Origin of the sequence: Maribacter algae (assembly GCF_047345745.1) — a bacterium.
Taxonomy (GTDB): Bacteria; Bacteroidota; Bacteroidia; order Flavobacteriales; family Flavobacteriaceae; genus Maribacter.
Genome location: NZ_JBLFES010000001.1, coordinates 1,196,083 through 1,220,968 on the forward strand (window position 1 = coordinate 1,196,083; position 24,886 = coordinate 1,220,968).

Annotated in this window: 24 protein-coding genes; 4 read left to right on the forward strand and 20 right to left on the reverse strand. The window is 42.0% G+C overall.

What is annotated here, in order from left to right; all coding sequences use genetic code 11:
* Nucleotides 1-8: 8 nt before the first annotated feature.
* From ACKWBX_RS05295 to ACKWBX_RS05355, 13 genes are all read right to left on the reverse strand, one after another.
* A complete protein-coding gene (locus tag ACKWBX_RS05295; protein ID WP_413967606.1) occupies nt 9-443 on the reverse strand; it encodes a VOC family protein in 435 nt (144 codons plus the stop codon).
* A 6-nt stretch (nt 444-449) separates the two neighbouring features.
* On the reverse strand, nt 450-1,442 hold the full coding sequence (locus tag ACKWBX_RS05300; RefSeq protein ID WP_413967607.1) for a VOC family protein: 993 nt from the start codon (nt 1,440-1,442) through the stop codon (nt 450-452).
* 132 nt (nt 1,443-1,574) lie between these two features.
* Nucleotides 1,575-2,348, reverse strand: coding sequence for an SDR family oxidoreductase (locus ACKWBX_RS05305; RefSeq protein ID WP_413967608.1), 774 nt, complete (start codon nt 2,346-2,348; stop codon nt 1,575-1,577).
* Nucleotides 2,345-3,241, reverse strand: a complete 897-nt coding sequence (locus ACKWBX_RS05310) for a bile acid:sodium symporter family protein (RefSeq protein WP_413967609.1) — start codon at nt 3,239-3,241, stop codon at nt 2,345-2,347. The genes ACKWBX_RS05305 and ACKWBX_RS05310 overlap by 4 nt, the downstream gene beginning before the upstream one ends.
* A gap of 103 nt (nt 3,242-3,344) precedes the next feature.
* Nucleotides 3,345-4,271 carry a polysaccharide deacetylase family protein gene (locus tag ACKWBX_RS05315; RefSeq protein WP_413967610.1) on the reverse strand — a complete coding sequence of 309 codons (927 nt, stop codon included), beginning with the start codon at nt 4,269-4,271 and terminating at the stop codon, nt 3,345-3,347.
* A complete protein-coding gene (locus ACKWBX_RS05320; RefSeq protein WP_413967611.1) occupies nt 4,258-5,208 on the reverse strand; it encodes a polysaccharide deacetylase family protein in 951 nt (316 codons plus the stop codon). The genes ACKWBX_RS05315 and ACKWBX_RS05320 overlap by 14 nt, the downstream gene beginning before the upstream one ends.
* Before the next feature lie 67 nt (nt 5,209-5,275).
* The gene (locus tag ACKWBX_RS05325; RefSeq protein ID WP_413967612.1) at nt 5,276-5,959 is read right to left on the reverse strand and encodes an isochorismatase family protein; all 684 of its coding nucleotides are present in this window, start codon (nt 5,957-5,959) and stop codon (nt 5,276-5,278) included.
* An 8-nt stretch (nt 5,960-5,967) separates the two neighbouring features.
* A complete protein-coding gene (locus ACKWBX_RS05330; RefSeq protein WP_413967613.1) occupies nt 5,968-6,414 on the reverse strand; it encodes a nuclear transport factor 2 family protein in 447 nt (148 codons plus the stop codon).
* A 4-nt stretch (nt 6,415-6,418) separates the two neighbouring features.
* Complete coding sequence (locus ACKWBX_RS05335) at nt 6,419-7,600, reverse strand: CaiB/BaiF CoA transferase family protein (RefSeq protein ID WP_413967614.1); 1,182 nt, start codon at nt 7,598-7,600, stop codon at nt 6,419-6,421.
* Nucleotides 7,593-8,162: a carboxymuconolactone decarboxylase family protein gene (locus ACKWBX_RS05340; RefSeq protein WP_413967615.1), complete on the reverse strand. Its 570-nt coding sequence runs from the start codon at nt 8,160-8,162 to the stop codon at nt 7,593-7,595. Before ACKWBX_RS05340 ends, ACKWBX_RS05335 begins: the two co-directional genes overlap by 8 nt.
* A 2-nt stretch (nt 8,163-8,164) precedes the next feature.
* Nucleotides 8,165-8,674: a 3-isopropylmalate dehydratase small subunit gene (locus tag ACKWBX_RS05345; protein ID WP_413967616.1), complete on the reverse strand. Its 510-nt coding sequence runs from the start codon at nt 8,672-8,674 to the stop codon at nt 8,165-8,167.
* Nucleotide 8,675: 1 nt separating this feature from the next.
* Nucleotides 8,676-9,911, reverse strand: a complete 1,236-nt coding sequence (locus ACKWBX_RS05350; RefSeq protein ID WP_413967617.1) for a 3-isopropylmalate dehydratase large subunit — start codon at nt 9,909-9,911, stop codon at nt 8,676-8,678.
* A complete protein-coding gene (locus tag ACKWBX_RS05355) occupies nt 9,911-10,822 on the reverse strand; it encodes a hydroxymethylglutaryl-CoA lyase (protein WP_413967618.1) in 912 nt (303 codons plus the stop codon). Before ACKWBX_RS05355 ends, ACKWBX_RS05350 begins: the two co-directional genes overlap by 1 nt.
* A 112-nt stretch (nt 10,823-10,934) precedes the next feature.
* On the opposite strand from ACKWBX_RS05355, the gene ACKWBX_RS05360 reads away from it, so the two are divergent.
* On the forward strand, nt 10,935-12,350 hold the full coding sequence (locus ACKWBX_RS05360; protein ID WP_413967619.1) for an aldehyde dehydrogenase family protein: 1,416 nt from the start codon (nt 10,935-10,937) through the stop codon (nt 12,348-12,350).
* Here the strand turns inward: ACKWBX_RS05360 and ACKWBX_RS05365 are convergent.
* The 6 genes from ACKWBX_RS05365 to ACKWBX_RS05390 form a co-directional block, all read right to left on the reverse strand.
* On the reverse strand, nt 12,347-13,354 hold the full coding sequence (locus ACKWBX_RS05365) for a zinc-binding dehydrogenase (RefSeq protein ID WP_413967620.1): 1,008 nt from the start codon (nt 13,352-13,354) through the stop codon (nt 12,347-12,349). The genes ACKWBX_RS05360 and ACKWBX_RS05365 overlap by 4 nt on opposite strands.
* Before the next feature lie 3 nt (nt 13,355-13,357).
* Nucleotides 13,358-14,380 (reverse strand): NADP-dependent oxidoreductase, encoded by a 1,023-nt coding sequence (locus ACKWBX_RS05370; RefSeq protein ID WP_413967621.1) that lies wholly within the window; start codon nt 14,378-14,380, stop codon nt 13,358-13,360.
* Between the two features lie 92 nt (nt 14,381-14,472).
* On the reverse strand, nt 14,473-15,237 hold the full coding sequence (locus ACKWBX_RS05375) for a hypothetical protein (RefSeq protein WP_413967622.1): 765 nt from the start codon (nt 15,235-15,237) through the stop codon (nt 14,473-14,475).
* Nucleotides 15,234-16,466 (reverse strand): MFS transporter, encoded by a 1,233-nt coding sequence (locus tag ACKWBX_RS05380; protein ID WP_413967623.1) that lies wholly within the window; start codon nt 16,464-16,466, stop codon nt 15,234-15,236. The genes ACKWBX_RS05375 and ACKWBX_RS05380 overlap by 4 nt, the downstream gene beginning before the upstream one ends.
* A 36-nt stretch (nt 16,467-16,502) precedes the next feature.
* Nucleotides 16,503-17,561 carry a CpcT/CpeT family chromophore lyase gene (locus tag ACKWBX_RS05385; protein ID WP_413967624.1) on the reverse strand — a complete coding sequence of 353 codons (1,059 nt, stop codon included), beginning with the start codon at nt 17,559-17,561 and terminating at the stop codon, nt 16,503-16,505.
* 83 nt (nt 17,562-17,644) lie between these two features.
* Entirely contained in the window at nt 17,645-20,332 is a 2,688-nt protein-coding gene (locus ACKWBX_RS05390; protein ID WP_413967625.1) for a TonB-dependent receptor, read from the reverse strand.
* Nucleotides 20,333-20,772: 440 nt separating this feature from the next.
* Between ACKWBX_RS05390 and ACKWBX_RS05395 the strand changes: the two genes are divergently transcribed.
* The gene (locus ACKWBX_RS05395) at nt 20,773-21,627 is read left to right on the forward strand and encodes a DUF1838 family protein (RefSeq protein ID WP_413967626.1); all 855 of its coding nucleotides are present in this window, start codon (nt 20,773-20,775) and stop codon (nt 21,625-21,627) included.
* 48 nt (nt 21,628-21,675) lie between these two features.
* On the opposite strand, the gene ACKWBX_RS05400 is transcribed toward ACKWBX_RS05395, so the two are convergent.
* Nucleotides 21,676-22,128: a c-type cytochrome gene (locus tag ACKWBX_RS05400; protein WP_413967627.1), complete on the reverse strand. Its 453-nt coding sequence runs from the start codon at nt 22,126-22,128 to the stop codon at nt 21,676-21,678.
* A 370-nt stretch (nt 22,129-22,498) separates the two neighbouring features.
* Here ACKWBX_RS05400 and ACKWBX_RS05405 point away from each other — a divergent pair, with 370 nt between their 5' ends.
* Nucleotides 22,499-23,389 (forward strand): DUF1838 family protein, encoded by an 891-nt coding sequence (locus ACKWBX_RS05405; RefSeq protein ID WP_413967628.1) that lies wholly within the window; start codon nt 22,499-22,501, stop codon nt 23,387-23,389.
* Nucleotides 23,386-24,885 (forward strand): flavin monoamine oxidase family protein, encoded by a 1,500-nt coding sequence (locus tag ACKWBX_RS05410; protein WP_413967629.1) that lies wholly within the window; start codon nt 23,386-23,388, stop codon nt 24,883-24,885. Before ACKWBX_RS05405 ends, ACKWBX_RS05410 begins: the two co-directional genes overlap by 4 nt.
* Nucleotide 24,886 lies beyond the last annotated feature (1 nt).

Sequence of the window (24,886 nt, forward strand, 5' to 3'; positions counted from 1 at the left end):
AGAAGCGCTTACTTTTCCATCAGTTGATATAGTACCATGAGGTGACCGTCATAATCAACAAAAGCCTGTTCTATAAAAGTGGCGTATTCATTCTCATCGGTTTTTAGAGCTGTAGTTTTTAAACCCAGTGCCTTTATTTTCTGGATGACATCCTTTAGATTGTCGACTTTGATGACGGAGGCGGACATATGTATTCCCGTCTGTTTTGGTAAGGGCACCCCTTTGATTTCGGTCAGGGCAAAGGTCCGTTCCTGCGAAGGACTGTCCATTGTCGCAAAATTAAGGTCGGCTTCGTTCGGAATATTAAAAACCGGATAGGAAAAGGAGTCTTTTTCCGAAGGTTGGATATAATTGATGGTAAAACCCAATATATCCCGATAAATACCCAGGGAGCGTTCCAAATCGTCAACACAAAGTGTAATTCTTTTATACAGTACGGACATAGTTTTTTAGTTTAGAAGTTCTATAAATTCAAGCCAGACCCCATCAGGAGAGCGAACGGAAAACACTTTTAAGTTTCCGTAAGGCAGCACGGTAACCGTTTGCACATCAGAATTTAGGGCTAGCCCTTTTTCCTTTAAAGTGGTTGCATATGCCTCTGCATCACGGACCGGAAAGCGGTACATTAATATGCCCAAGTTTGGTGGCTTGGCAAATTCAGCACAATCCTTGCCTTTTAATTCAACGGTCTGTAGCAATTCCAATGAGCCTTCATTTTTACCTGTGGGATGCAAAATACACACGGGTACGGTAACATCGCTGTTTATATTCGGTGGTATCCCTATGACATTTGGGCCATTTGAACGATTAGTGCCTTCGGTTTCAAAATACAATTGAAAGCCTAAGGTATTTATGAAAAAATCGCGGGTCTTTTTATAATCCATGCAGATAGTCGTTGAATTGAATATACGGCTTACCTTTTCAAACGCAAACCCTTCCAGTGGTGGGTCAAAACGTTGCATCATTGCAAAGGTGACCCCATCAGGACCCTTCATCAATACTTCCGATACATCAAATTTACCGAAGGTAAAACGATTGGGGTCGGTATACCCGTTCCAACCTTCGTTCTGAAAGATGCGATACATATCGGCTATACTTTTTACCCTGATATTTACATCAAAAATACCCCCGGAATCCCAAATCTGCGTTCCAGACCTGATTTGCCTTTGCTCAACATTGGAGAATTTTACCAAGCGCAAAAAACCGGTGTTATCACCCGGGTTATGTAACAATACTTCTTCTATTTTCACAGCGTCGTCCAAATGCCATAATTGTTTTATGGCGCTGTTACCTTTTGAACGACTAACGATTTCCCAGCCACAAATACGCTGAAAAAAAGCTACTTCCCTTTCTAAATTATAAACACTGATTATAATCTCTTGGAAGCCTTTGATCGAAGGCTCCTCTTTAGAAAAATTAAGATTATGATTGAATAAGCCCATTGTCCGATGCTCTTTTTCTTTGGAATCTTATACAGTGTAATAACACCTTAAAATAGTTCACTATGTTTATAGTTAATAAAGTTAACTAAATAAATACACTTTGAACTGGTTATTTTATCTTGGTTCATGTAACTACCCCATCGTACCTTTCACAAGCCCACCATCAATGGTTATGGTCTGTCCGGTAATATAGCCGCTATGCGGTGAAAGCAACCATAAGGCCAAGGATGCAAAATCATCGGGATTCCCTATTTTTTTTACGGCCGTTTGTTCTGAAAATGTTTTACGGATTTCCGCTTCAGAAATTCCTTTGAGCTGGCTATTCTTTGCAAAAAGGTTCTCCATACGTTGCGTGGCATGGTAACCTGGCCCTAAAATATTCAGTGTTACCCCAGAACTTCCGATTTCTTGCGACAAGGTTTTTACATAGCCCGTAACAGCCAATCGCATCGCATTGCTCAATACTAGGTTTTCAACGGGCTGTTTGGTCGATACACTTTCAATATATAGCAATCTTCCGTAACCATTATCCATCATTTTGGGTAGCAAGGCTTGGGTTAGGGCAATCTTCCAACGCACCACGGTTTTATATGCTTCGTCCCAATCGGAAAGTTTCGTATCCATGACCGGCATTGCCGGTGGGCCGCCTGAATTGATAACCGCTCCTGTTAAAACCCTGTTTCCTATTTGATCAAGAACTTTATCCAAGGCCGACTCCTCCGAAAGGTCGGTAGCAACTATTTCAATATCATTGCTCTTATCCTGCAAATCCTTTAGTTTGGATTCGGTACGTGCAACGGCGATTACTTTTGCACCCTCCGCCACCAATTGTTCGGTAATCGCTTTGCCGAAACCGCTGGTCGCTCCGCCGACTAAAAAGAGTTTGTCCGTTAAGTATAAATTCATTTTGTTTTTTCTTTTGTTATCATTCCTTTGAATATGGCAATTACCCCAATGGCGAGGATGCTCATCACTACGCCATAGACTCCTGGGGTAGCGGCCATTTCCGGACTGTTCAACAGACTAGGGGACATGGCCAGCGTCATACCCAGCACGTTGTTCTGCATGCCACTTTCAATAGATATGGTTGCCGATTGCTTGGTCGATAATTTCAAGAATTTTGCACTGAAAAAACCGACGGCCAACGTACCGAAATTAAGCAATATAACACTAAGGAAAGTAGCTTTCAAAAAAGACCAACTATCTCCGATTTCCTCCAATTTTAAGACCATAAATAGTAAGGCGAGCACTATAACTGTGATGGAGCCCCATTTAATAGCTGGTTTGCTTTTTTCTGCCGTGGCCGGGAATTTATGGTTGATGAACATCCCCAAAAATACGGGTAAAGCAGTGAGCTTAAAAATATTGAATATGGTTTTTCCCAAAGGAAGTTGAATGCTTTTTGAAGCTTCCCCGAGTATGGCTTCCAAAGAAAAATTGATGATCAACGGAATCGTGAAAATGGTTACGATACTGCTTATTGCGGTTAGGGTGATGGACAAGGCGGTATCCCCTTTTGATAAGTAAGAGAATAAGTTGGAAACCGCCCCTCCCGGACTGCATGCACAGACCATCAACCCCATGGCAATCATGGGTTCCATCGGTATTAATAAAACAATTCCATAAGCAATGAGTGGCACTAAAATGATTTGATTCACCAAACCCGTAAATACCGCTTTCGGGGCAATGCCTACTCTTGTAAAATCAGGAATGGTCAACGTCATTCCCATACCGAACATCACCAAAAAAAGGAGGATTTGGAGAATAGTGGGGATGTAAGCTGAAAGTAATTCTGTCATTGGTTGTTAGTCTGATTAAATGTCCGGTCGAGCGCAGTCGAGACCTACCTCAAATATCTAGAAGGTAAAATAGTTCTCGACTGCGCTCGAACGGACAGTATTTTTATTGCTGATTCTTCCAAGTATTGGTAATACTTGCCGCTGAGGTAGTCCATACATCGGAGTGACCACCCAACTTTTTCAAAACACGTTCAAGATACTGAATGCGATGCGGTTGCCCCAATACCCATGGATGAATATTCAGGCCTAAAATTCGTCCACCGGCAATGTTGCTTTCTTTTAATAAAAATTCAAAGGCATCTTCCACTTGGTCTGCCCAATCTTCGGCCGAATGTAGGTTATTATTGATGATAAAATAATCGTCGAGTTCTGTTGGCAGAGGCATTGCGGTTAACGCACCGTTCTTGGTATTGAACTCATAAGGCATATCGTCATTTATCCAATCGCAGAAATAATCGATACCATTTGCGGCTAGAATATCCGGTGTGTTTTCGGATTCATTTTTTGCAGGACTGATCCAACCTTTTATGTTTTGTCCAGTTAGGTTACGTAGTCCGTCCAAAGATTTTTTGATAAGTTCTTTTTCTTCGGACAAGTCTTGACCTCCGTAGTGTAGGTCGTCCATCGTATAGCCATGGCACATGACTTCATCACCACGCTCTTTCAGGGTGCCGATTACATAAGGGATACGTTCAGCCAATCGGGTATTTATGGCAAAAGTGGGTGCAATATGGTACTTGTCAAAAGCCTTTAAAAAACGATAGATGCCCACACGATTACCATAATCCCGCAAGCTATAATGCCTTAGATCAGGATAGGGTTTTGTCATACCGCCAGGTACTTTAAACGGAATCCCGTTTTGGTTCAGCGGAAAAAATTGCAGTCCCACATTGACCCAAAGGGCTATTTTCTTTCCATTGGGCCATTCCACTGCTTTTCTATTTTGCAGCATTGACCATTCGTAACGGTCATGATCCATTCCGTAGGAACGCTCTGGGTATTTTAAATAATCGTCACTAAGCGTTGCCATATTTCCTGTTTTTAGTATCGATATCTGCTAATGCCGCATCATAATAGTTGTCTAAAAAGTACTGCGCAATTTCTTTTCCCGTGGTGACCCACACATCGGAATGCCCCGTTATATATTCGAGTGCCTCTTCATACGCTTTGATTCTATGGGCATTGCTCACTTGATAATTATGGGTAGGAATGCACATTATGGTTCCGCTTTCCGCTCCTTCGGCATAGAGCCTATCAAAGTTGTCCTTAAGTTCCTTACCATAGCGTCTCGGTGTAATTTTTTGCACCAAATAGGCAATGGTATCGTTCATTTCCAAAGAGTAGGGAATGGATACAAAACGTTTTCCACTTCGTAAATGTATGGGCGTGGGCTGATCGTCATGAAACAGATCACAAGAGTAAATTCCCGCTTCATCCCCGAAAAGTTCCGTACCCACTTCGGCAAAAAGATTAAGGGTGTTATCGGAATGCGATAGGGCAGGGGCAAGATAACCTGCACACTTTTGCCCCGTATGTTTGTAAATAGTTTCGATGGAATCCCTTATCATTTCCCGTTCTTGGGCTTCCGTCATTCCATAGGTGTATCTGGTGTTGTAGATACCATGACTGAAAAACTCCCAATTCCGTTTCTTGCAGAGTTCAATGATTTCAGGATGATGGTCGCACAGCGCAGTAGATAAAGAAATAGATCCCCTAATTCCGTATTTGTCCAACAGTTCCATCTGGCGTACATGTCCCACACGGTTTCCCCAATCGCGCGAAGTGTATCCTGGTAATGCCGGACTGGGTTGCGGCCAAGGTTTCCGAAAAGGATTATCCGGTGGATTCAATTCATAGAATTCGATATTCGGGGCTACCCAAAAAGCAACTTTTGCGCCGTTTGGCCATTTAATCTTTGGTCTATTTTCGTATGGCCAATACTCGTAATATCCCGGGTCTTCTTTCATCTTTCAAAAATTTAAATACAAATTCAAAAATTAAAAAGTTTATTTCCTAACTCCTAACTCCTAACTCCTAACTCCTAACTCTATCCAACCACTCAAAAACTTCTTTTACCTCTAACACATCGCAATACTTCAATGACAAGTCGGTCAAGTTTGAATAGTGATAACTTTCATGCTTATCGGCCACACATTCCTCAGGAATTATCGTGCGATAGCCTCTGGAAAGCGAATCTACTCCTGCCGCCCTTACACAGCCTGAAGTAGAGCCACCTGTGAGAACCACGGTATCCACCTGGTGCCATACCAAAAGCGATTGTAATGGGGTTTCAAAAAAGGGAGAAGGCATTTTTTTCTCGTAAAAGACATCAGTGCTTTTATCCAAAATAAGGCGGTCGTCCAACTCCGAACGCTCCGAACCAAATTTAATATTTTGCAGACTGTCCGGAGTATCGGTTCGAGTGCCCCAAATTCCCGCATCGGCCGCAGAATCCATATAGGCTACATGGGTCCAAACCACAGGCCAACCTAAAGTCCTGAATTGGGCTGCCAGTTGGTTCACATAATCCAACTGTTTTGGATCGGCTTCATAGGCCGTTTTAAAAAGGTCGGTTCTGGTATATGCTTTCTGGATATCAATATTGACCAAACATGCTTTTTTTCCAAATCCGAAGCGTTTTCTTGCAGGATTGGCCTTTACTTCAAAATAAAGCTCTTTAGCGGTTTTGTCGGTAGTTTGCATTTTTGTTCCTTTCATTCTGTATGCTAATTTTTGGTTGGTTGTTTCACTTCGGAAGATTGCATTGAAATAATTTTCCATATACCCTCATCATCTGTCCACACTACCGTTAAACGATACCTGCCTTTTTCAAGGCCTTTGTGTTTTCGCTCATTAATATAGTTGGCCAACATCACATTTTCCGTAATCGCTAAAAATTCGATTTCCGAACTTTCATAGTGCTCAAAAGTATTTTCAATATTTTTTAGGGCGACATCCTTTTTGTATTTCTTTCCACTTTGTGAGGTTAAAATCAGCTTCGGGTGATAAAGACTGTCCGCTAAATCTACATCACTGTTCAAATGTGCTGTTCTTAAATTATCGATTTGCTCTTGTATTTGGTCTTTGATTTCCGGACTTGCTTCTTGAGCAAAAACGCCAATAGAAATCAGTGTTAGTGAAATTAGGGCAACTGTGTTCTTTATAAGCTTCATTAATTTATTCTGTTTTGATAATTCCTTCCGAAATCATTTTGGCGATAGCTTCATCACTAATATTGAGTTCCTTTAAAACTTCGGAGGTATGCTCCCCTATTTTTGGAGGATCCAGTCTTTTCTCAACCCTAGTGCCTTTATATTCCAATGGAAATTTGGGAAGCTTAACGATTTTTCCGTTATCCATTTTAACGTCCAACAAACTGTTGCCCTCATTTAATTGGGGGTCATCAAATAAATCTTCAGGTCGGCTAATGGGTGCAAAGGGAATATGGCCTTTATCACAACGTGCTATAATTTCTGTTTTAGTAAACTGCTTTACACGGGCATCCAATTCCGGTAAAAACCATCTGCGCTCATCAATACGTTTGTTATTCGTTCCCAGACGCAAATCATTTGCCCAATCTTTCCATTCAAAGACATCGCACAAGCGTTCCCAATGTTTTTCACTGATGATACCAATAAAAACTTTGTCGTCATCCTTGGTGTCAAAAACTTTATAGATGGACCACGCGCTAACGCGGGATGGCATAGGGGGAATCTTATAATCGATTTGGGAGGCATAGGCCATATGCTGGCCCATTAGAAACGCGCAAGTCTCAAACAAGGCAGATTTCACAAATCCGCCCTCACCTGTTTTTTCACGTTCGTACAAGGCTTGTAAAATACCTATGTAACCGAACATGCCCCCGGTAATATCGATGACCGATGTGCCCGCCCGCAAAGGATCTCCTTCGCGGCCGGTCATATAGGCGAGTCCGCCCATCATCTGTACTACTTCATCCATTGCATGGCGTTGCTCATAGGGCCCACTCAAAAAACCCTTGAGGGAACAATAGATAAGCCGTTTGTTCAATGTTTTCAATTTTTCATAACCGAGGCCCAAACGCTCCATTGTTCCAGGCCCAAAATTTTCGACCACTACATCATATTCCTTGACCAAATCATAAATAAGTTGAACGCCTTCTTCTGACTTGAGGTTGACCGCCAAACTTTTTTTGTTGCGGTTATAGAACCAAAAATAGCCTGTACCGAAACCTTTTAAACGCCGCGTGCTGTCCCCATGCGGAGGCTCAATGTGTACTACATCGGCACCCATATCGGCGAGCATTAAACCGGCACAAGGACCCATTACGGCATGTGTGAATTCTAAAACTTTTATGCCTTGCAAGGGTGTGCTACTCATCTGATGTGGTGTTTAAAGATTGATAAAAGGCTTTGGGAGCATTTTCAATTTGGATATTTAAGGTCGAATTCCACCGATTAAGAAACCCGAACATGGCAATAACACTCACGATTTCTATGATGGCCTCGTTGTCATAGTATTTTTTTAGGTTGTCAAAATCTTCGTCCGTAGCTTGATTGGGAAGCATACTACTTTTCAATGCTAGATTCAGGGCCGCTCTTTCCGCTTCCGAAAAAAGAGGGGAAGTTTGATACTCCCATAGCTGGTCCAGTTTTTCTTTTTCGACACCCTGTTCATTGGCGCCATAGGCGGAATGGGCACTACAATATTCACATCCGCTGGTTTTACTGGAAATATGACCTATCATGCGTTTAAGGCCCGACGCTATCTTTCCTTCCGCATAAACCGCTTTGGCCAGACCAAAAAAAGAAGTCAGCACATCGGGTTTGTGTGCCATTACCAGGCCATCATTGGGCAAAAAACCCATCCATGACTCTGCTTGCTTGAACAATGGGCCAAGGTTTCCTTCCTTCGGATTATCTATTGGGTCAATTCTGCTCATCTTTAAAGGGAATAATCTCCGTGTTTGGTTAGGTAATTTACGAGTCCGCCCTCGCTTAAAATAGCGATCATGATATCGGGAAGTTTGGTTGCGGTATAAGTGACATTTGCGGTGAGGTCTTTTACGATTCCTGCTTTTAAATCGATATCCAGTTCCGCTCCTTTTTGAATGTTATGGTCGGCAATTTCCAACACCGGAAGGCCAATATTGATGGCGTTTCTAAAAAAGATTCGAGCAAAATCACGTGCGACGACGACGGAAACTCCAGCTTGCTTTAGTGATAATGGAGCTTGTTCCCTAGAAGAACCGCAACCAAAATTGATGCCCGCTACCAAGATATCACCTTGTTGTACAATCTTGTTAAAATTGGGGTCCAAATCTTCCAAAACGTGGTTTGTCAACGTGGACAAATCCAATGTTTTGGTATATTTTCCCGGGATAATACGGTCGGTGTCAATATGGTCGCCGTACACATGGGCTTTTGCTTTTATATTTGTTTGTACTCCGCTCATCTTAGACCAAGTATTTTTTAGGATTTACAATTTGTCCTTCCAATGCCGATGCCGCAACCGTAGAGGGTGCGCCCAAATAAATATTGGAGTTTGGGTTTCCCATGCGGCCCCTAAAATTTCGGTTTGCCGCGGAGATGACCACTTCCCCATCTGCAGGAACCCCTTGGTGCGTGCCTACACATGGCCCGCAACCCGAAGTAATCAAAGAAGCCCCAGCTTCAATCAAGGTGCTCATCGTGCCATTACTGATGGCATCCAACAAAACACTCTGGGATGCGGGAGCGATTACCATCCGTACATCGGGATGTATCTTCTTTCCTTTTAGGATTTCCGCAGCGATATCCAAATCTTCCAACCGACCGTTACAGCAAGTTCCGATAAAGGCATAATTGATTTTTGTGCCTTCATAATTTGAAATATTGTGCACATTGTCCGGGGATTCAGGAGCACTTACTTGAGGTTCCAATCCGGAGACATCAAAATTGAAGGTTTTGATATAAGTGGCATCTTCATCGGAAGTAATCGCTTCAAAATCATAATCCAATTGTAATCCTTTTGGGTGGACAATTCCCGTTTTGGCACCCATTTCCGAAGACATGTTGGCAATGGTCATTCTGCTCGCCAGACTCAGTCCTTCGAAGGCCTCACCGGTAAATTCAATCGCTTGATAAGTGGCTCCTGAAACGGTTACTTTTCCGACTAAAAAGAGAATTAAGTCCTTGGCCGTTACACCATCCTGTAATTTTCCCGAACAATTGATTTGAATGGTCTGCGGAACTTTCAGCCAGATTTTTCCGGTCATCATCGTTGCTGCTAGATCCGTAGAACCTACGCCGCATGCAAAAGCGTTTAATGCACCATAGGTTGGGGTGTGCGAATCCGCACCGATGAATAGATCCCCCGGTTTTACATAGTTGTACTCTACCATGACCTGATGGCAAATACCTTCGCCGATTTCAAACAAGCGCATGCCTTGCTCTTTGGCAAAGTCGCGCATCATTTTATGCAGATTGGCAATACGCTCATTGGGCGATGGCGCGGCATGGTCAATAATAAGCGCACATTTGTCCGGGTTGAACACCTTTTTTCCGCCCATTTCGCGAAAAGCCTTTATGGTCAACGGTCCTGTAGTATCGCTTGCCATACAACCATCGACCTTGCTCACGACAAGTTCACCAGCGTATACTTTTTTGCCCACATGGTTCGATATAATTTTTTCTGAAATTGTTTGTCCCATTAAATCATTTTGATTTCATCATTATCCACTAATTGGTATAACTGCCCCGGGAGTTTGTACCTAAGCGTTGTTTCCAATTCCCTACTGATGGCCGCTATCTTGTGAATGTTCAATCCCGTTTCATAACCCATTTGATGGGCTGCGTGGGCCGTATCTTCGGTTGCGATATTTCCGGTTGCACTCTTAATGAATGGGCATCCGCCCAGACCTCCAAATGCGGTATCGAATATTCGCACACCTGCTTCCGTTGCCGCATAAAAATTGGAATAGCCTTTGTTCTCGGTATTATGTAAATGGAGTATAACGGGAATATTTCCCGCTTTCTCAATTACTTTTTCCATCAATTCGCCCAATTGTTTCGGATTTCCCATTCCTGTGGAATCAGCCAGGGCCAATTCATCTATTCCGGTATCCAGATGATGGTTTACCATATCCAAAACATGGTTTTCATCGATATGGCCTTCATAGCGACATCCAAAAGCGCATTGAATTCCACCACGTACGGTAATCCCATTTACTTTGGAAAGCCGTACCATTTCTTTAAAAGCTTTTTTAGCTTCGTCAAGTGTTAATCGTGCATTTTTTTGACTGTGTGTATTGCTCGCGGAAATGGAACAGGCCAAATGGTCCAAACCTGAATCTATGCCGCGTTCCACCCCTTTTTTGTTCAATACCAATCCGCTATAGACGATGCCTTCCTTCTTGTTCAGCTGTCCGCATACGGCTTCTGCATCGGCCATTTGCGGCACCAATTTGGGATGCACAAAAGAGGCGATTTGTATACGAGTCAATCCTGCGTCTACCAAACGGTCTATGTATTCCAACTTCTTTGCTGTTGGGATAACTTGTGCTAGCGTTTGGAATCCATCGCGAAGCCCTTGTTCTTCAAGTATAATTTTGTTTACATTCATAAAGAATTAACAGTCTCCGAAATTAGTTAACCAAGTTAACTAATTTTAATGAAACAAAGGTGTTTTGCCGAAAATAATAGTTAACTTTATTAACTATTTTAGAATTAAAGAAATGAAGGTACGAAATCCAAGAACGGGCGAATACGATTATGAGCTGACGGTGGATGCTCCAGAAGTGGTAGGGAAAAAGGCGAAGGAAATCCGTCTGGCACAGAAATCATGGCGGGAATACACTATCGACCAACGTGTAGCCGTGTTGCGGAAGTGGTTGGAAAGTTTTACCGAATATCAAAATGAAATCGCTGAACAATTGGCCATTGATACCGCTAGAAAAAAAATTTCTCAAGTAGAAACCAAAGGGATTATCGGTTTGATGCAGGCATGGAGTTACCGCGCACCACAATTGTACAACCCACCCGCGGAGCGGCCTTCTGCTTCTGCGGCAACTGTTCAAATTGGACAGCAATGGGTGCCTTATGGTTTGGTAGGCGTGATCAGTCCTTGGAATTTCCCCCTTCTATTGGCCCTTATTGATACCATACCTGCTTTACTTGCCGGTTCCGGGGTGTTATTGAAACCTAGCGAAGTAACACCGCGTTTTATGGACGGACTTGAAAAAAGTATTACCGCAGTTCCGGAATTGGCGGCCGTTTTAAAATTGGTTAGAGGAGGAGCGGATGCCGGTAAAGCGGTCGTGAACAACGCTGATGCCATTTGCTTTACGGGCAGCGTGCCCACAGGGAAAAAGATTGGTGTGGCTTGTGCAGAACGATTTATCCCCGCTTTCTTGGAGTTGGGAGGTAAAGATCCGGCTATTGTTCTTGAGGATGCCGATTTAGAAATTTCTACGGATGCTATTTTACGTAGTTGCGTTGGAGCTACGGGCCAAGCATGTCAATCTTTGGAGCGGATCTATGTTTCCGATAAAATTTATGATGATTTTGTTGCCATGTTGGTAGAAAAGGCAAAAGCGGTAACCCTGACCACCAATCCCGAAAGCGGGCAAATGGGACCTTTGATTTTTGATAAACAAGCCGAAAAAATACAGGTACATATAGATGATGCCGTAGCAAAAGGAGCTAAAATTTTAGCCGGAGGTAAGGTTGAAAATAGAAACGGCGGACTTTGGTGCGAACCCACTGTGATCGTGAACGTGGACCACACTATGGATGTAATGACAGAGGAGACCTTTGGTCCATTGATTCCTGTAATGAAGTTTGATGACTTGGAAGAGGCTTTAGGGTTGGCAAACGATAGTGAATTTGGACTATCTGCCTCCGTATTTTCAACCGATAAAGAAAAGGCAATGGAAGTAGCTTCTCAAATAGAAGCAGGTGCCATAAGTATCAATGACGGAAGTTTAACAAACACTGTCTATGATGCGGAGAAGAATTCGTTCAAAATGTCCGGAATCAACGGTTCCCGAATGGGAGATGCCGGGTTCTTACGTTTTTTTAGGAAGAAAGCTTTATTATATCAAACCGCAGCTCCGCTCACTATGGCGCATTTTGAGGAAAGTGGCACCTAAAGTGTTACGACGACCTTTCCACAACTTTTTCCCGCTAAAAGGTATTCCGATGCCTCGGTTATTGCCTCGATACCCCTAAATGGAGTAGGGTCAACCTTCACTTGTAAGTTCCCTTCCCGATATTCGGAAAATAAAACCTCCCTAGCTTCTGGATGCTGGTCCTTGTACAGATGGTTCATAAAACAACGTACCGAAGCACCTTTCCAATAGATACGTTCATATACCCTGGGGCCCGTTACTTTTTGAAAAACACCTTCGTTGATTTCGGTGGCCAATCCGCTTACTACCAATCTCCCTAAGGGAGCCAGATTCTTAAGGAATGCATCAAACATATGCCGACCTACGGAGTCAAAACCAACATCGATTTTATTAGCATATTCGGTACTCAAAAAACTATCAACATCAGTTTTTCTGTGGTTGATTATTTGATTACAACAATTTAAACTGGTCAGCAATGCCTCTTTTTGCTCCGTACCACAAATGGCTACCACATGACATCCTTTTTGTTTTGCCAGTTGAACCACAATATGTCCCAAACCTCCGGCAGCAGCGGAGACAACAATAATCTCCCCTGCTTTTAACTCGGCCACATTTTGTAAGGCCAAATAGGCCGAAACCCCTGTAGGGTTTATGGTTAAATATTCAGGCGTAGCTTCTGGAATTTTGATGATTTCAGCAGCATCGATTGCTTGGTATTCCTGATAGGCCGTACCCACTTTTACTGTGGAAACGGAGTCCCCCACAGAAACATTTTTAATGTTCTTGCCAATTGCCATCACCTCGCCAACGGCTTCGACACCAAATACATAGGGAAAAGTAACCTTGATATAAGGGACTCTGCCGCGGTACAATTCCCGATCGTATAGCGCATTGATGCCCACATATTTGTTCTTGACTAAAATTTGATCAGCATTGATATGGGGGATATCGGTTTCCATTACTGTGGTAGCCTCGCGGATATCATTTGAAAAAGAGGAAATAACGAGCTGTTTGTTTTTGGGCATGATTTAAGCGTTTGCAATTTTCACCAATTGCTTTCCTTTATTTTTTCGTTCAAAAAGTCGATTCAGGGCGGTCGGCATTTGTTCAAGCCCCTCTAAAATATCTTCTTGATAGGCGAGCTTACCTTCTGCGACCCATTGCGCCATTTCCGTTTCCGCCTTTGTAAACTGTTCCTCAAAATCATAAATAAAAAACCCTTGCATCTTTGAGCGTGTAGCTCCTATTTTATACCAATTTTTCAGATTATAGGTTGAGCCATGAAGGGACTGCTCGTACTGCGAAATACGGCCGCATATCACCACGCGGGAATAACGCTGTAGTTTGCTCAGGGCGATGTCCAATAGTTCCCCACCTACATTGTCAAAATAGACGTTTATGCCCTCAGGGAAGAAATGGTCAATGCGTTCGCCAATGTTTTCGGTTTTGTAGTTGATGGCACCTATATAACCTAACTTCTCGATCAAAAGCCTACACTTTTCATCCGTACTTGCCAGTCCAACGGCTTGAGCCCCCTTTATTTTGGCAAGATGGCCCACATTGGAACCTACGCCACCCGTCGCGGCAGAAACCAAAACCTTGTCCCCGGCTTTTACCTCACCAATATGATAGAGCCCAAAATAGGAAGTGAACCCTGTCATGCCTAGTACGCCCAAAGCTGTTGAGACCGGAGCTTGACGCTGCTTCACTTTGTACATCATATGATAGGGGCTGCCATCGCAAATTTTGTATTCTTGCCAACCGCATTTTCCTTGCACGATATCGCCCACTTGGAATCCAGGGTTTTTACTTTCAACGACTTCTCCAACTCCACGGCCTCGCATGGTCTCCCCAAATTCCAAGGGAGCTTCAATGCCGGCACCATCCTGCATATAGAATTTCATGACAGGAGCTACGGATAGATACAGGACCTTGATTAAAAACTCACCGTCTTTCAAAGGCGGAAGCGTTACTTCTTCAAGCTTAAAATCACTTTGTTTGACCAGTAAGCCTTCTGGACGTGCGGCTAGCACCAATCTTCTATTTTTCATGTTATGATAGTTTATTTTGAGTTCAAGTTTGTACAAAACCTAATAAAAAATTGATGGATAAAACCTCTCGATTTCGTTTGAGGAGACATACATCAATTTAACACAAACAGACTATCCGGAAGCTTTCTGTTCACCTCAAAATCTTCCCAGATAATGGTATTTGCTATTTTGTTATCGTAATATAAATCTACTTGACCTGATTGTAGCCAAGAATAGGGCGCTTTGCTAAAGAATTTGGAATAAATACGGTGATGCCACCCCCTTGGGGTATCAAAAGCTACTTTGACAATTTTGAAATCGCTTTTATCAATCCCAAAGAAGGTCTCGCCTTTGTTCTTATCAATGACTTTTATCTGATAAACGGGCTTGCCGATAATGGAGTCATCCGCTAATTTTTCCAAACGATATCCTTTGTCCAGTGCATGCCGAATAACTCCATACCCAAAGTTGGAAGCCCAGCGTTTGTCAGCGGCTGATTTCTCTTGTTTGCCGTTGAGGTCATAAGTGTTTTCGCCGTCAAAAGAAACTATGAATACAGGTTTACCATCTTTAAAAGATTCTATACGTACCTTGCCATTGGCTTTATGCGTTTCCTTTTTTTTACTTTCAAACACACGCCACATGTTATGTTTTTCATGAATTATGGAATCACCATCCTTGTAAAAAATACCATAACCTTTCATAGTCAAGCTTTCGGGCCTGCGCCAAAAATCACCACCTGCTTTTTTATGGGCTTTCTGAATAATTTCTGTTGCCGTTAATTCAGGCTTCGTTATTTTTTCAGTTTTGTTTTTAGAGCCGCAACTACTGCTCAATGCTATAATAAAACAACCCATAAGGTTTAGGATTATTTTCATGGGGTTAGGGTTTTAATTTTTGGAATGAACAATGTGACCAATATGGCAGATATAATGTGCAAGAAAGCAACAATGACGAAAATGGGAGAGTAGGAGATAGTATCTACCAACCAACCGATTACCGGAGTAAATAGCATGGCCCCAAAACTACCTGCCGATCCCGTAATACCCCAAACGGAAGCTGCCTCGTTTTTTGGGAAAAGATCAATAGGTAAGGTAAACAAAGCGGCCTGTTTAAATTGTGTCGCGAATAGGGCGAAACTGATAAGTGCTATGGCCCAATAGGCAGATTCAATATACAAACAGCCCAAAACGGGGATAACACCTATGGCACCGATCCAAATAATTCGCTTTCTTGAAGTATCCAGGGAGACTCCGTTTTCCAACAATTTGCTGCTGGCCCACCCACCGGTAAAACTGCCTATATCCGAAAGTACGAAAGGTATCCAGGCGAAGAGTCCAATATCCGTTAGGGAAAATCCTTTTACATCGGCAAGCCATGAGGGTAACCAGAAAACAAAGAAATAAAAGGCCCCGTCCGAAACAAAACGGGCTAAAGCAGCTCCCCAAACTTCTTTGTATTTAAAATAGTGCAGCCAAGGCGTTTTTTCCGCTATCGCTTCGAACGGTCTATCGGACAGAATATAGGCACGCTCCGCTTCGGAAATTTTAGGGTGATTTTCAGGTGGATGATATATCCATCTCCATAAAAATAGCCATAGAAATCCGATAGCTCCGGTAATGACAAAAGCCATTTTCCAACCAAATGATAGTATCAACCATGCCATTAAAGGCGGGGCGATAATGGCACCCATGCCCGGCCCCATATTTAGAATGCCCACCGCTTTGCTACGCTCCTTTTTGGGAAACCATTCCGATACGGCCTTCATGGCCGCAGGATAATTTCCCGCTTCCCCAATGCCCAATAAAAAACGAAATGCACCAAGGCTAAAAAGCCCTCTGCCAAATGCATGGAGGATATTTGCAATGGACCACCATATTACCGCAATGCCGAATCCTTTTTTGGTGCCTACTTTGTCTATTAATCTTCCGGATACAACTTGCATAATGGCGTACGCGAGGAGAAAAGCACTAACGATCCAACCATATTGCTCGTTGTTAAGTCCTAAATCTTTACGGATTACGGGCGCGGCTACAGATAAAGCCTGCCGATCAATATAGTTAATGGTGGTGGCCAAAAAAATGGTTCCGGCGATGTACCACCTCAAGTTATTGCCATATCGCATAGGGTATGCTGGATTTAGTTATGACCCGGGACGAAGCCTTTTTTGGAATGCAACATTTTTAGGAGTATTTAAATCGCATTGTACTCGGATCCACCCGGGGTTGAATCCTATACGATCTGCACCAGGTTCTCCCCAAGAGTAAATCAGGGTTTTTCCTTTCTCATCTCCTTCCTGAATAAAGATAACAAAGGTTTCCCGTTGCATCCCCAATGACCAAGTGTTTCGCATACCCAAAACCATATGCCTGCCATCATCATAATCGAATTCAAATTTACCGCCTTGATCGTGAATGGTGATATAATGCTTGGTTACCGTAGGTCTGCCTCTTTCCTCTTTTGGGAAATCTATCATACAGGCAAAACATCGTGCTTTTTCGAGCATATACCATGAGGTTTGTTGATTATCGGGCAACAGTTCTTCTTTATTGACATCATATCTTGGTAGCTTGAATGCAAAAAGATTTTCTCTGATCCGCATCTCAAAATGCATCACTATTCCGTTACGGGCCATATCTTTATGGCAAGCTAAGGATGGCGATTTACCCACAAATTCATCGCCGACCCTTTCAAAAATAAGCTCACAACGTTCGTTCAATCTGTTGTCATCAGGAGTTAGGCTTTTAAGAAAATCCATGCCCTTATTTTCTAGTGCCCTTTGCGGATTCGCTTCTCTAAGATTAAAACGCCTGGCCTTGATTCGTTTTGCTTCCTCATCGGTACTAAAAATATAGATACTTTGCCCGAATACCTTGTTAAGGTCATTATCAACATAAGCTTCCGTATAAATAACATGTTCACCTAGAGCGGGAACATCAATTCTTTCAACGATAGCGTGAAAACGCAGATGTCTTCCTAGTTCCCCTTCTTTTTTTGCATAATAGGAATCAAAATCCAATTGTTCTACATTGTCATATTCGCCGGGCATGATGTTCATCAAGTATTCCAATTCACGTTCCATAACGGTGTAGCTACGTTCCTGTTCGGTCGTATCCAATACTTTTCCGTAAAAAACACTAGAGGCAAAAATAGTTTGACAATATATCAGAACAATGAGCATAAACATTTTAGACTTTTTCATTTTACTTTTTTTAGTATTTATCCGATAAAAAAAGGCACCACTATAAAGTGATGCCTACTACTTAAACTAACTCAAACTTGACTTTAAAATCTGTACCCTACCGTAAATAATACCCTTTTCGGGTTTTGGAATACGGCAGTAGTCAAACGCCCTTCGCTAGTGGGATTAGCCTGTCTTTCAATCAGTGGGGCATCCGTATTTTGACCGCCGACCACAAGTTGCCTTGCATTGGCCCCATCAAAAAGATTCTTGATACGCATACTAAACCTCAACTCATCTGTACCAAGTGGAAAGGCATAATAGGCGCCAAAGTTGTATTCGGAAATATTGGGCAATTCAAAAAGGTTCAATGCATCTGCAAAACCTCCTGAATATGTGAAACCGCCAAAATCAGCTCCCCATCTGTCCGCGTTATAGCCTATATTAATATTATATATGGCATTGGGTCTATTTTGTGCTTTTAGTCCATTCAAGTTAATACCCGCATTTACTCCGCTTCCAACAAGGTTAAGGCCAAATAAATCACCGTTTTGATCCACTGTAGTAGCGTCCGGTATTCTATCTCCATCTGTATCTACAGTAGTCAACGGAACAAAGAAATCCTCGTATTGCGAATCTTGCAGCGTGAGTGCACCACGTACGATCAATCCTTTAATACTTTTGGGCGTAAAGGTAGCGGCAAACTCTCCCCCCAGTATTTTGTTAGAACCAGCAGGTCTCTCTACGAATTCTCCTAGATTGCCATCAAAAACTGTAGCAATTCTATTATCTATTTTTGTGTTGAAGAAGGTAAAATCCAACGTTAAGTCGCCTAAACCGGCTCTATATCCTATTTCAAGATTATTGACCACTTCGTTATCCTCTGGAACGATACTGGTCGCATTTATAGATCCCGGTAGGGAAAACGCCCTGACATAGTTGGCATAAATTGCGGAAGATTGTCCAATCAAATAGTTCGCACCTAGGGAATAGGAGAAATCGTTGAATTTTAGTTCGTTTTCTACAACATCGTCACTAGGATCAAAATCTATTCCAGAATTTGGGATTTCTTCAGGGTTGGTATCAAAACGTGATTTTAACCAGTCATAACGAAAAGCAACGTTTACGCTCAATTTTTCATTGAAAACCATTTCATCTCCGATGAATATTCCAGTGGCCGATTCACCACGGTTAGATGATGTGTTTGATATATAGGAAGTTGGTGCGGGCTGTGGGAATCCAAAGGAACCTGTACTAAACCCGAACGAAGGACCAACATCTGGATTTCTAAAATCCACGCTAGACCCATAAACAAAGTTAAGTCCTAAACGATCTCTTTCCGCGGTACTGTAATACAGACCGCCACTAATATTGTGCTCAGCTTTTTCGCCTTTTATTTGTTTTGAAATCCTATGTTCGGTAATCAACTCCACGTTTTGATTAAAGGCCTGTCCGTTAAAGCGGCTGACCGTGTCGTCTGCTTCGTAAAAGGTTGAAAAATTGAACTCATTGATGTCTTCGTAAACAAAGTTATTATATCTAAAGCGCTCACTCCAAAACCATCCACCGCCTAAATCGATATTGAAGTCAACACCAACGTTTCCTCCTTTGGTCACCTCTCTGTTGGCACCGGGAGCATCTGTAATTGATGAACCGTCTGCTTGAGTAGCTGGAGTTGTATTGAAAAAACCCTGACGAACGTTTAGAACACCAAAGGCCCTATCTAATGGTCTGGCGTCATTGAAGAAAGTGTTCGCCGGGTGCCATCCTTCTAGAATTCGACCATTTTCCAAATCCCAAGGCGAATCTGTAATGTTTTGGAATTGGTTATTGAAAACACTTCCATATAAACGTATAGAGGATGTTTCAGAGATTAAATAGTCAAAATTTGCTCTAACTTGTGAACCTCTATCCTTTGCAAACTGCTCTTTTACACCTGAATCTTCAAGTACATAACCTCCTATATTATAACGTAGTTTTTCTGAGATGGGTCCGTTAAAATTAAAATCGGCCCTAAAATCTACTTCACCTTCAAACTGATGGCCTTCTCGCGAATTATTGCTGTATTTTGTAATTTGAAAGTTGCCATGATGTTCGGTACCACCCGTTTTTGAAATAATATTGATAGCACCGGCGGCAGCGGCCCTACCGAATAACGTGGCGGCGGCACCACGTACTACCTCTATGTTTTGTATATTCTGGTCTATGCCAAAAAATTCTTGTTGACTACCGGATTGGGAAGCTACAGCAGATACGGGCAACCCATCTATTAGGGTCGTTGAATAGATAGATCCACCAGGAAAACCCCTGATGTTAAAACCACCTTTTCTACCTTGGGTCTCATCTATGATTACACCGGGCGTGTTCTGTATAGCTTCAGTAAATGATTCTGCCTTTAAGGTCGCTAACTCCTCAGAGCCGATGTTGTTAATAGCTGTAGTAGCTTGTAGTTTTCGAACGGGTTTTCTCGTGGAGGAAACTACGACCTCATCCAACAAACTAAGTTCAGGTTGCATAGAGATGTTTACTACGTTACCATTAACCTCTTTTTTTGTGTTCTTAAAGCCAATATATGAAAATACCAATATATCACCCTGATTAGCTTCTATGCTATAAGCTCCGTTTTCATCGGTGACAACACCTTTGTTTGTACCCTGTACTTGTACCGTTGCTCCTAAGATTGGCAAGTTGTTTTCATCGGATACAGTACCTGTAACCGTATTTTGGGCAAAAACCCCTGCCGACACCAGTAAAAAACTGAATAAGCAAATAAAATTTAAGATTTTTTTCATTAGTTCTAAGTTTTAGTTATTGGTTTTCTATTTCGTTAAAAATGTTTTAGTTAATTGGTAATCAGTTATTTTAACATGTAGAATCTTTAAAAAGAAGATAAATACTTTCCGAATATAATAATTAATTACATTAATGGTTAACATAATTAACTATTTTTTTCAATTTTCTAATGAAATCCAGTTAAATTTTCATTATAGGAGAAAATGTAAGCCTTTTTCTCATATGTCAAGACAAGCACAGAGCTCTATAATATTGGATTTTTTAGTGTGTTTTTTATAGGATTGATTGAAGCTCGACTATTCATTTACATTATATTTTGAGAAAAGCAACATAAATTAGTTAATGTTATTAACTATATTTGAAAAGAGGATTAAAAGAGCTAACACATAAAGATTGACTTATGAAAATGATGGGTTTTAATTGTATAACGATAGTGTTTTTGGGATTGTCCTTAATAGGATGTAAAGAGAACAATCAGAATAATTTAGGGGAGAATATGACAGTCTCTGATGAGAGACAACACCCTTGGGCAGAAAAAGCGTCCTACCAAAATGCACCGGAAGTTTTGAAAAATTGGGTAGACGCGCGTGCCGGTACCGGAGAGTCCGTACATTGGGTGGCCGATGGCGCTGTTTATGAATATCCGTCAGGAAAAAAGTTGTTCGGGATGATCGGCTTTGATAGTTCTACCGTTATTTGGCCAGATGAGGCCGATGGTAAGGTAATACACCTTACCCGAAAGACATTTGCCTATACAGATCCGGAAAGTGGCGAAGTGTTAAAAGAATATAATGGACAAGAAGTAGAGCCTATTGCCTATCCTTATCAAATGATTACTTACCGATTAGAGAACGATAGAATATATGGTGATGTGGAGCAGGGAGTTGGGGAACGGGTTCAGATAATCGAATCCAAGGATGGTATTCCATATCGTAAAATGGGGAGCGGTTATATCTATAATGCGCAGGTATATTTGGATTTTCCGCTACCTACGGGAAAGCAATATCAGGCTTGGGAGAACTATGACTTCTTTATTCAACCGGAGGGAAGTGTGGACGAACCACACCAGATGGCTTGGCAACGCTATGGTGCCTTACCGCCATGGGCGGGAATGCCGGATAAGAAAGCCATTATACAATTGCATTCCTGGAGGGTGGAGCGTCATGATGAATTCCCTGAAAAGCTTTTGGCTTGGGCCAAAGCGGATAAACCCAAATGGTTGAATCCACCAAAAGATGTAGCTGAGGTTCGCGCATTACAAAAAGGGGAGGCCGGTGCCGGTTGGGGAAGATGATTTATAACGATACGGAAAAATACCATTCTATTTTGTTGAAGAAAGAGGTTATTTAGTTTCTTCCTTTAAATAATCAATCAGGGCATTCTGTTGTTTTTTATCATTGATTCCAATAAATGCCATAGTGGTTCCGGGCACGAATTCGGTTGGTTTTGCAAGCCAATTACGAATGTTGTCTTCGTCCCAAACAATTCCGGAGTTTTTTAGTGCTTCGGAATAATTGAAATTTTCCAAGGAACCGGCGGGACGTCCAAAAATCCCATAAAGATTAGGACCAACTTTATTAGGCTCCCCCTTTTTTAGGTTGTGACAAGCAGCACACTGAATAAAAGCTCTGGCACCTGTCGATAATTTCTGGGCAGCTTCTTTTTTTAATTTTTCGATCTTCGGCTCTTTGATACTTGAGCCCTCTTTTTTATTTTTTCCTTCGCCGCATGATACAATCAACAAAAGGCCGCTGATCAGATAGATTACACTATAGTTCTTTCTAAAGATTTTCATTTGTTTGTATTAATTGATTTTTCCAAACGCTGATTTTTAAATAACGAATACTTCTTTATGAGTATTTTGGATATATAAGCTCAATATTCATCCAATTTAGAAAAATAATAGTTAATTTAATTAACTATTAATATAATTAATTACTTTTAATGAACTCATTCAGACTTTTTGTGTTAAAGCGAACCTGCCTGCCGGCGAGGCAGGAATCATACATTCTTTAACCGATCGAAAGCTTTTTCCAGTTGCATAGCAGGGCTACGAAAGCAGAAAAAGATAAAAATCGGGTGAAAAAGTGCAATTTTTAGCCAATTGAAAAAGTCTAAATAAGTTCAATAAGTGGAATTGTCCAAAAAATTTAATTATAGGTAACATGAAGACATCTCTTAGCATATGCTTACCGTTGATTCTTATTGCGATTTCTTTGAGTTGCAAAGAGAAAAGTATGGAAAGTACTCCGCCAGAAACTCCTTTAGATGAGAAGGTGAATTTGGACTACGATTTAGAGGATCCAATGGACCAACTTCTAATCTTTCAAAAGTTACAAGGGGATATTTCCGGAAAAAAAACATATTCCTATTCGGAAGGTCGTGTTTTTGGTATTCGCACCGACAGACCCGACAGTTTAAATGTTTTTGGAAAAGAGATCTTTAAATACTCAGGTTGTGGTATGAAAATAATGCGACAATTGGATAATGGCAATATTGAAACCAAGTCCAAAGGTTGGTTGTTGTACCAAGATCCTAATACAGGGGAATTCTTGGATAAAATGACCAACCCTTACACAGGGGAAGAAATAGAAGTACCTCCCTTTAGAGCGGGCATTAGGGGTGGCGTTATGACTCCAAATGGCCCCGAAGTAGATGCTAATTTTAAAATGGAGAGCACAGCAATTAGAGCACCTTTAAATTTAGAGTTTACAGAAATTGGAAATCGTATGCATGTTACAAGGCATGCTTTTACCAAATGGTTTGAGGGCAGATCGCAGACATGGCGAATTGAAATGACCTTGGATACCTATGATTTTGACATGGCTTACCTAGGGAACCGTTCATTCACGCATATTCCATCAGATTACCATTGGACCAGTCAGACCTCATGGCTATCGTTATTGAATATGGCTGGCACTCCTGGACATATGATTTGGACTTCCAGTGGGCAGACCTTCTACGATATGAGTGATTTACCCGAAGCTTTTGTAAAAACAACGGAAGAAAAGCAACCAAGTATATTTAGTGAACCATTAGAATGGGAAGAAGAATGAAAAAGGAACAGGATAAGACCCGGATAAAAAGTATGAATCGTCGTGAGATGCTTCGGAAAACAAGTCTTGCAGTTGCTGCAGCGCCATTTTATTTTGGATTGAAATCTTGTGTAAGCGGTGGTAAAAAATCTTTTGATGCCGATGTAATCATTGTAGGTGCCGGACTATCTGGATTAAATGCAGCACTTACCTTGGAAAATACTGGGTATAAGGTCATGGTTGTTGAAGCGACCGATAGGTTTGGCGGAAGGGTGCATACCGCAAAAGAAAGTGATGTGCCTGGCCATCCTGAATTAGGAGCCAATGGTATAGGTGGAGGGTATGCCCGGTTATTGGATGCTGCACAAAAGTATGGTGTTGAAATAGGGCCTTATAGACCTAGAACAGAGCCCAGAAAAGGAGAGCTATTGTACGTGGTCAAAAATGACCTTATTCTACCAAAAGATTGGAGCACCCATACTGCCAATCCAATGCCTGAAGGATTTAGGGAAGGCTCGCCCACGTCACCCGCTTGGGCCGTTTACAGTAAATTAAATCCTTTGCCGAAAAACGATTTGACCGCATGGCAAAATCCGGAGTATGCCAAATGGGACAGATCGGTCTATAAAATATTGAAGGAAAATGGTTTCTCCGATGAGGCTATCAAGTTAGCGGTCTCAACCAATTCAAGTTATGGGGCGGATGCGAAAAGCATATCGGTATTAGTGTATTTCCAGATTTTGAATTTTATTACACAACAAGCGGCTTCATCCGGTAAAGGAGGTGCGGCCGTAGGTGGGAATCAGCGAATCCCCGAAGCTATGGCACAGGCCTTTAAACAGGATATTTTATTGGAATCCCCTGTGAAATCGATAGTTTCTGAGGCTGACGGGGCCACTGTTACGCTAACGGACGATAAAAAATTGAGGGCACCTTACATACTATGTACGCTGCCGGTTTCTGCATTGCGCAGAATAAAAATGTCTCCTTCTCCAGAAGGGAAACAGGGAAAAGCCTTTCAAAATTTATCGTACACCCCATGTGTTCAAATACACTTTGTACCTACCAAAAAATATTGGGAAGAAGATGGACTGCCGCCCAGCATGTGGTGCGATAATTTAGCGGGGCGTTTTATGGCCTTGAAGAATGATAGTACCGACCCGGACAGAGTAACCAGTTGCGTAGCTTATCTCAATAGTCATGTTGCGCTGTCCGTTGATAAAATGAAACAACAGGATGCCATTGCCGCGGTGACCAAAACTCTGGAGGATATGCGGCCAAGCTTAAAGGGAGCATTGAAATATGTCCACTATTGGACTTGGGTAAGCAATCCCTATGCCGGGGGTGCCTATGCGTATTGGAAACCGGGTGAGATAACGGAGTTTTCTAAGGAAATAGCAAAACCAAATGGTCGTATTCATTTTGCCGGGGAGCATACAGCGGTTTTGGCCAGAGGTATGGAAGGTGCCATGGAATCTGGGGAACGTGCCGCTTTGGAGATAATGAATTTAATCTAAA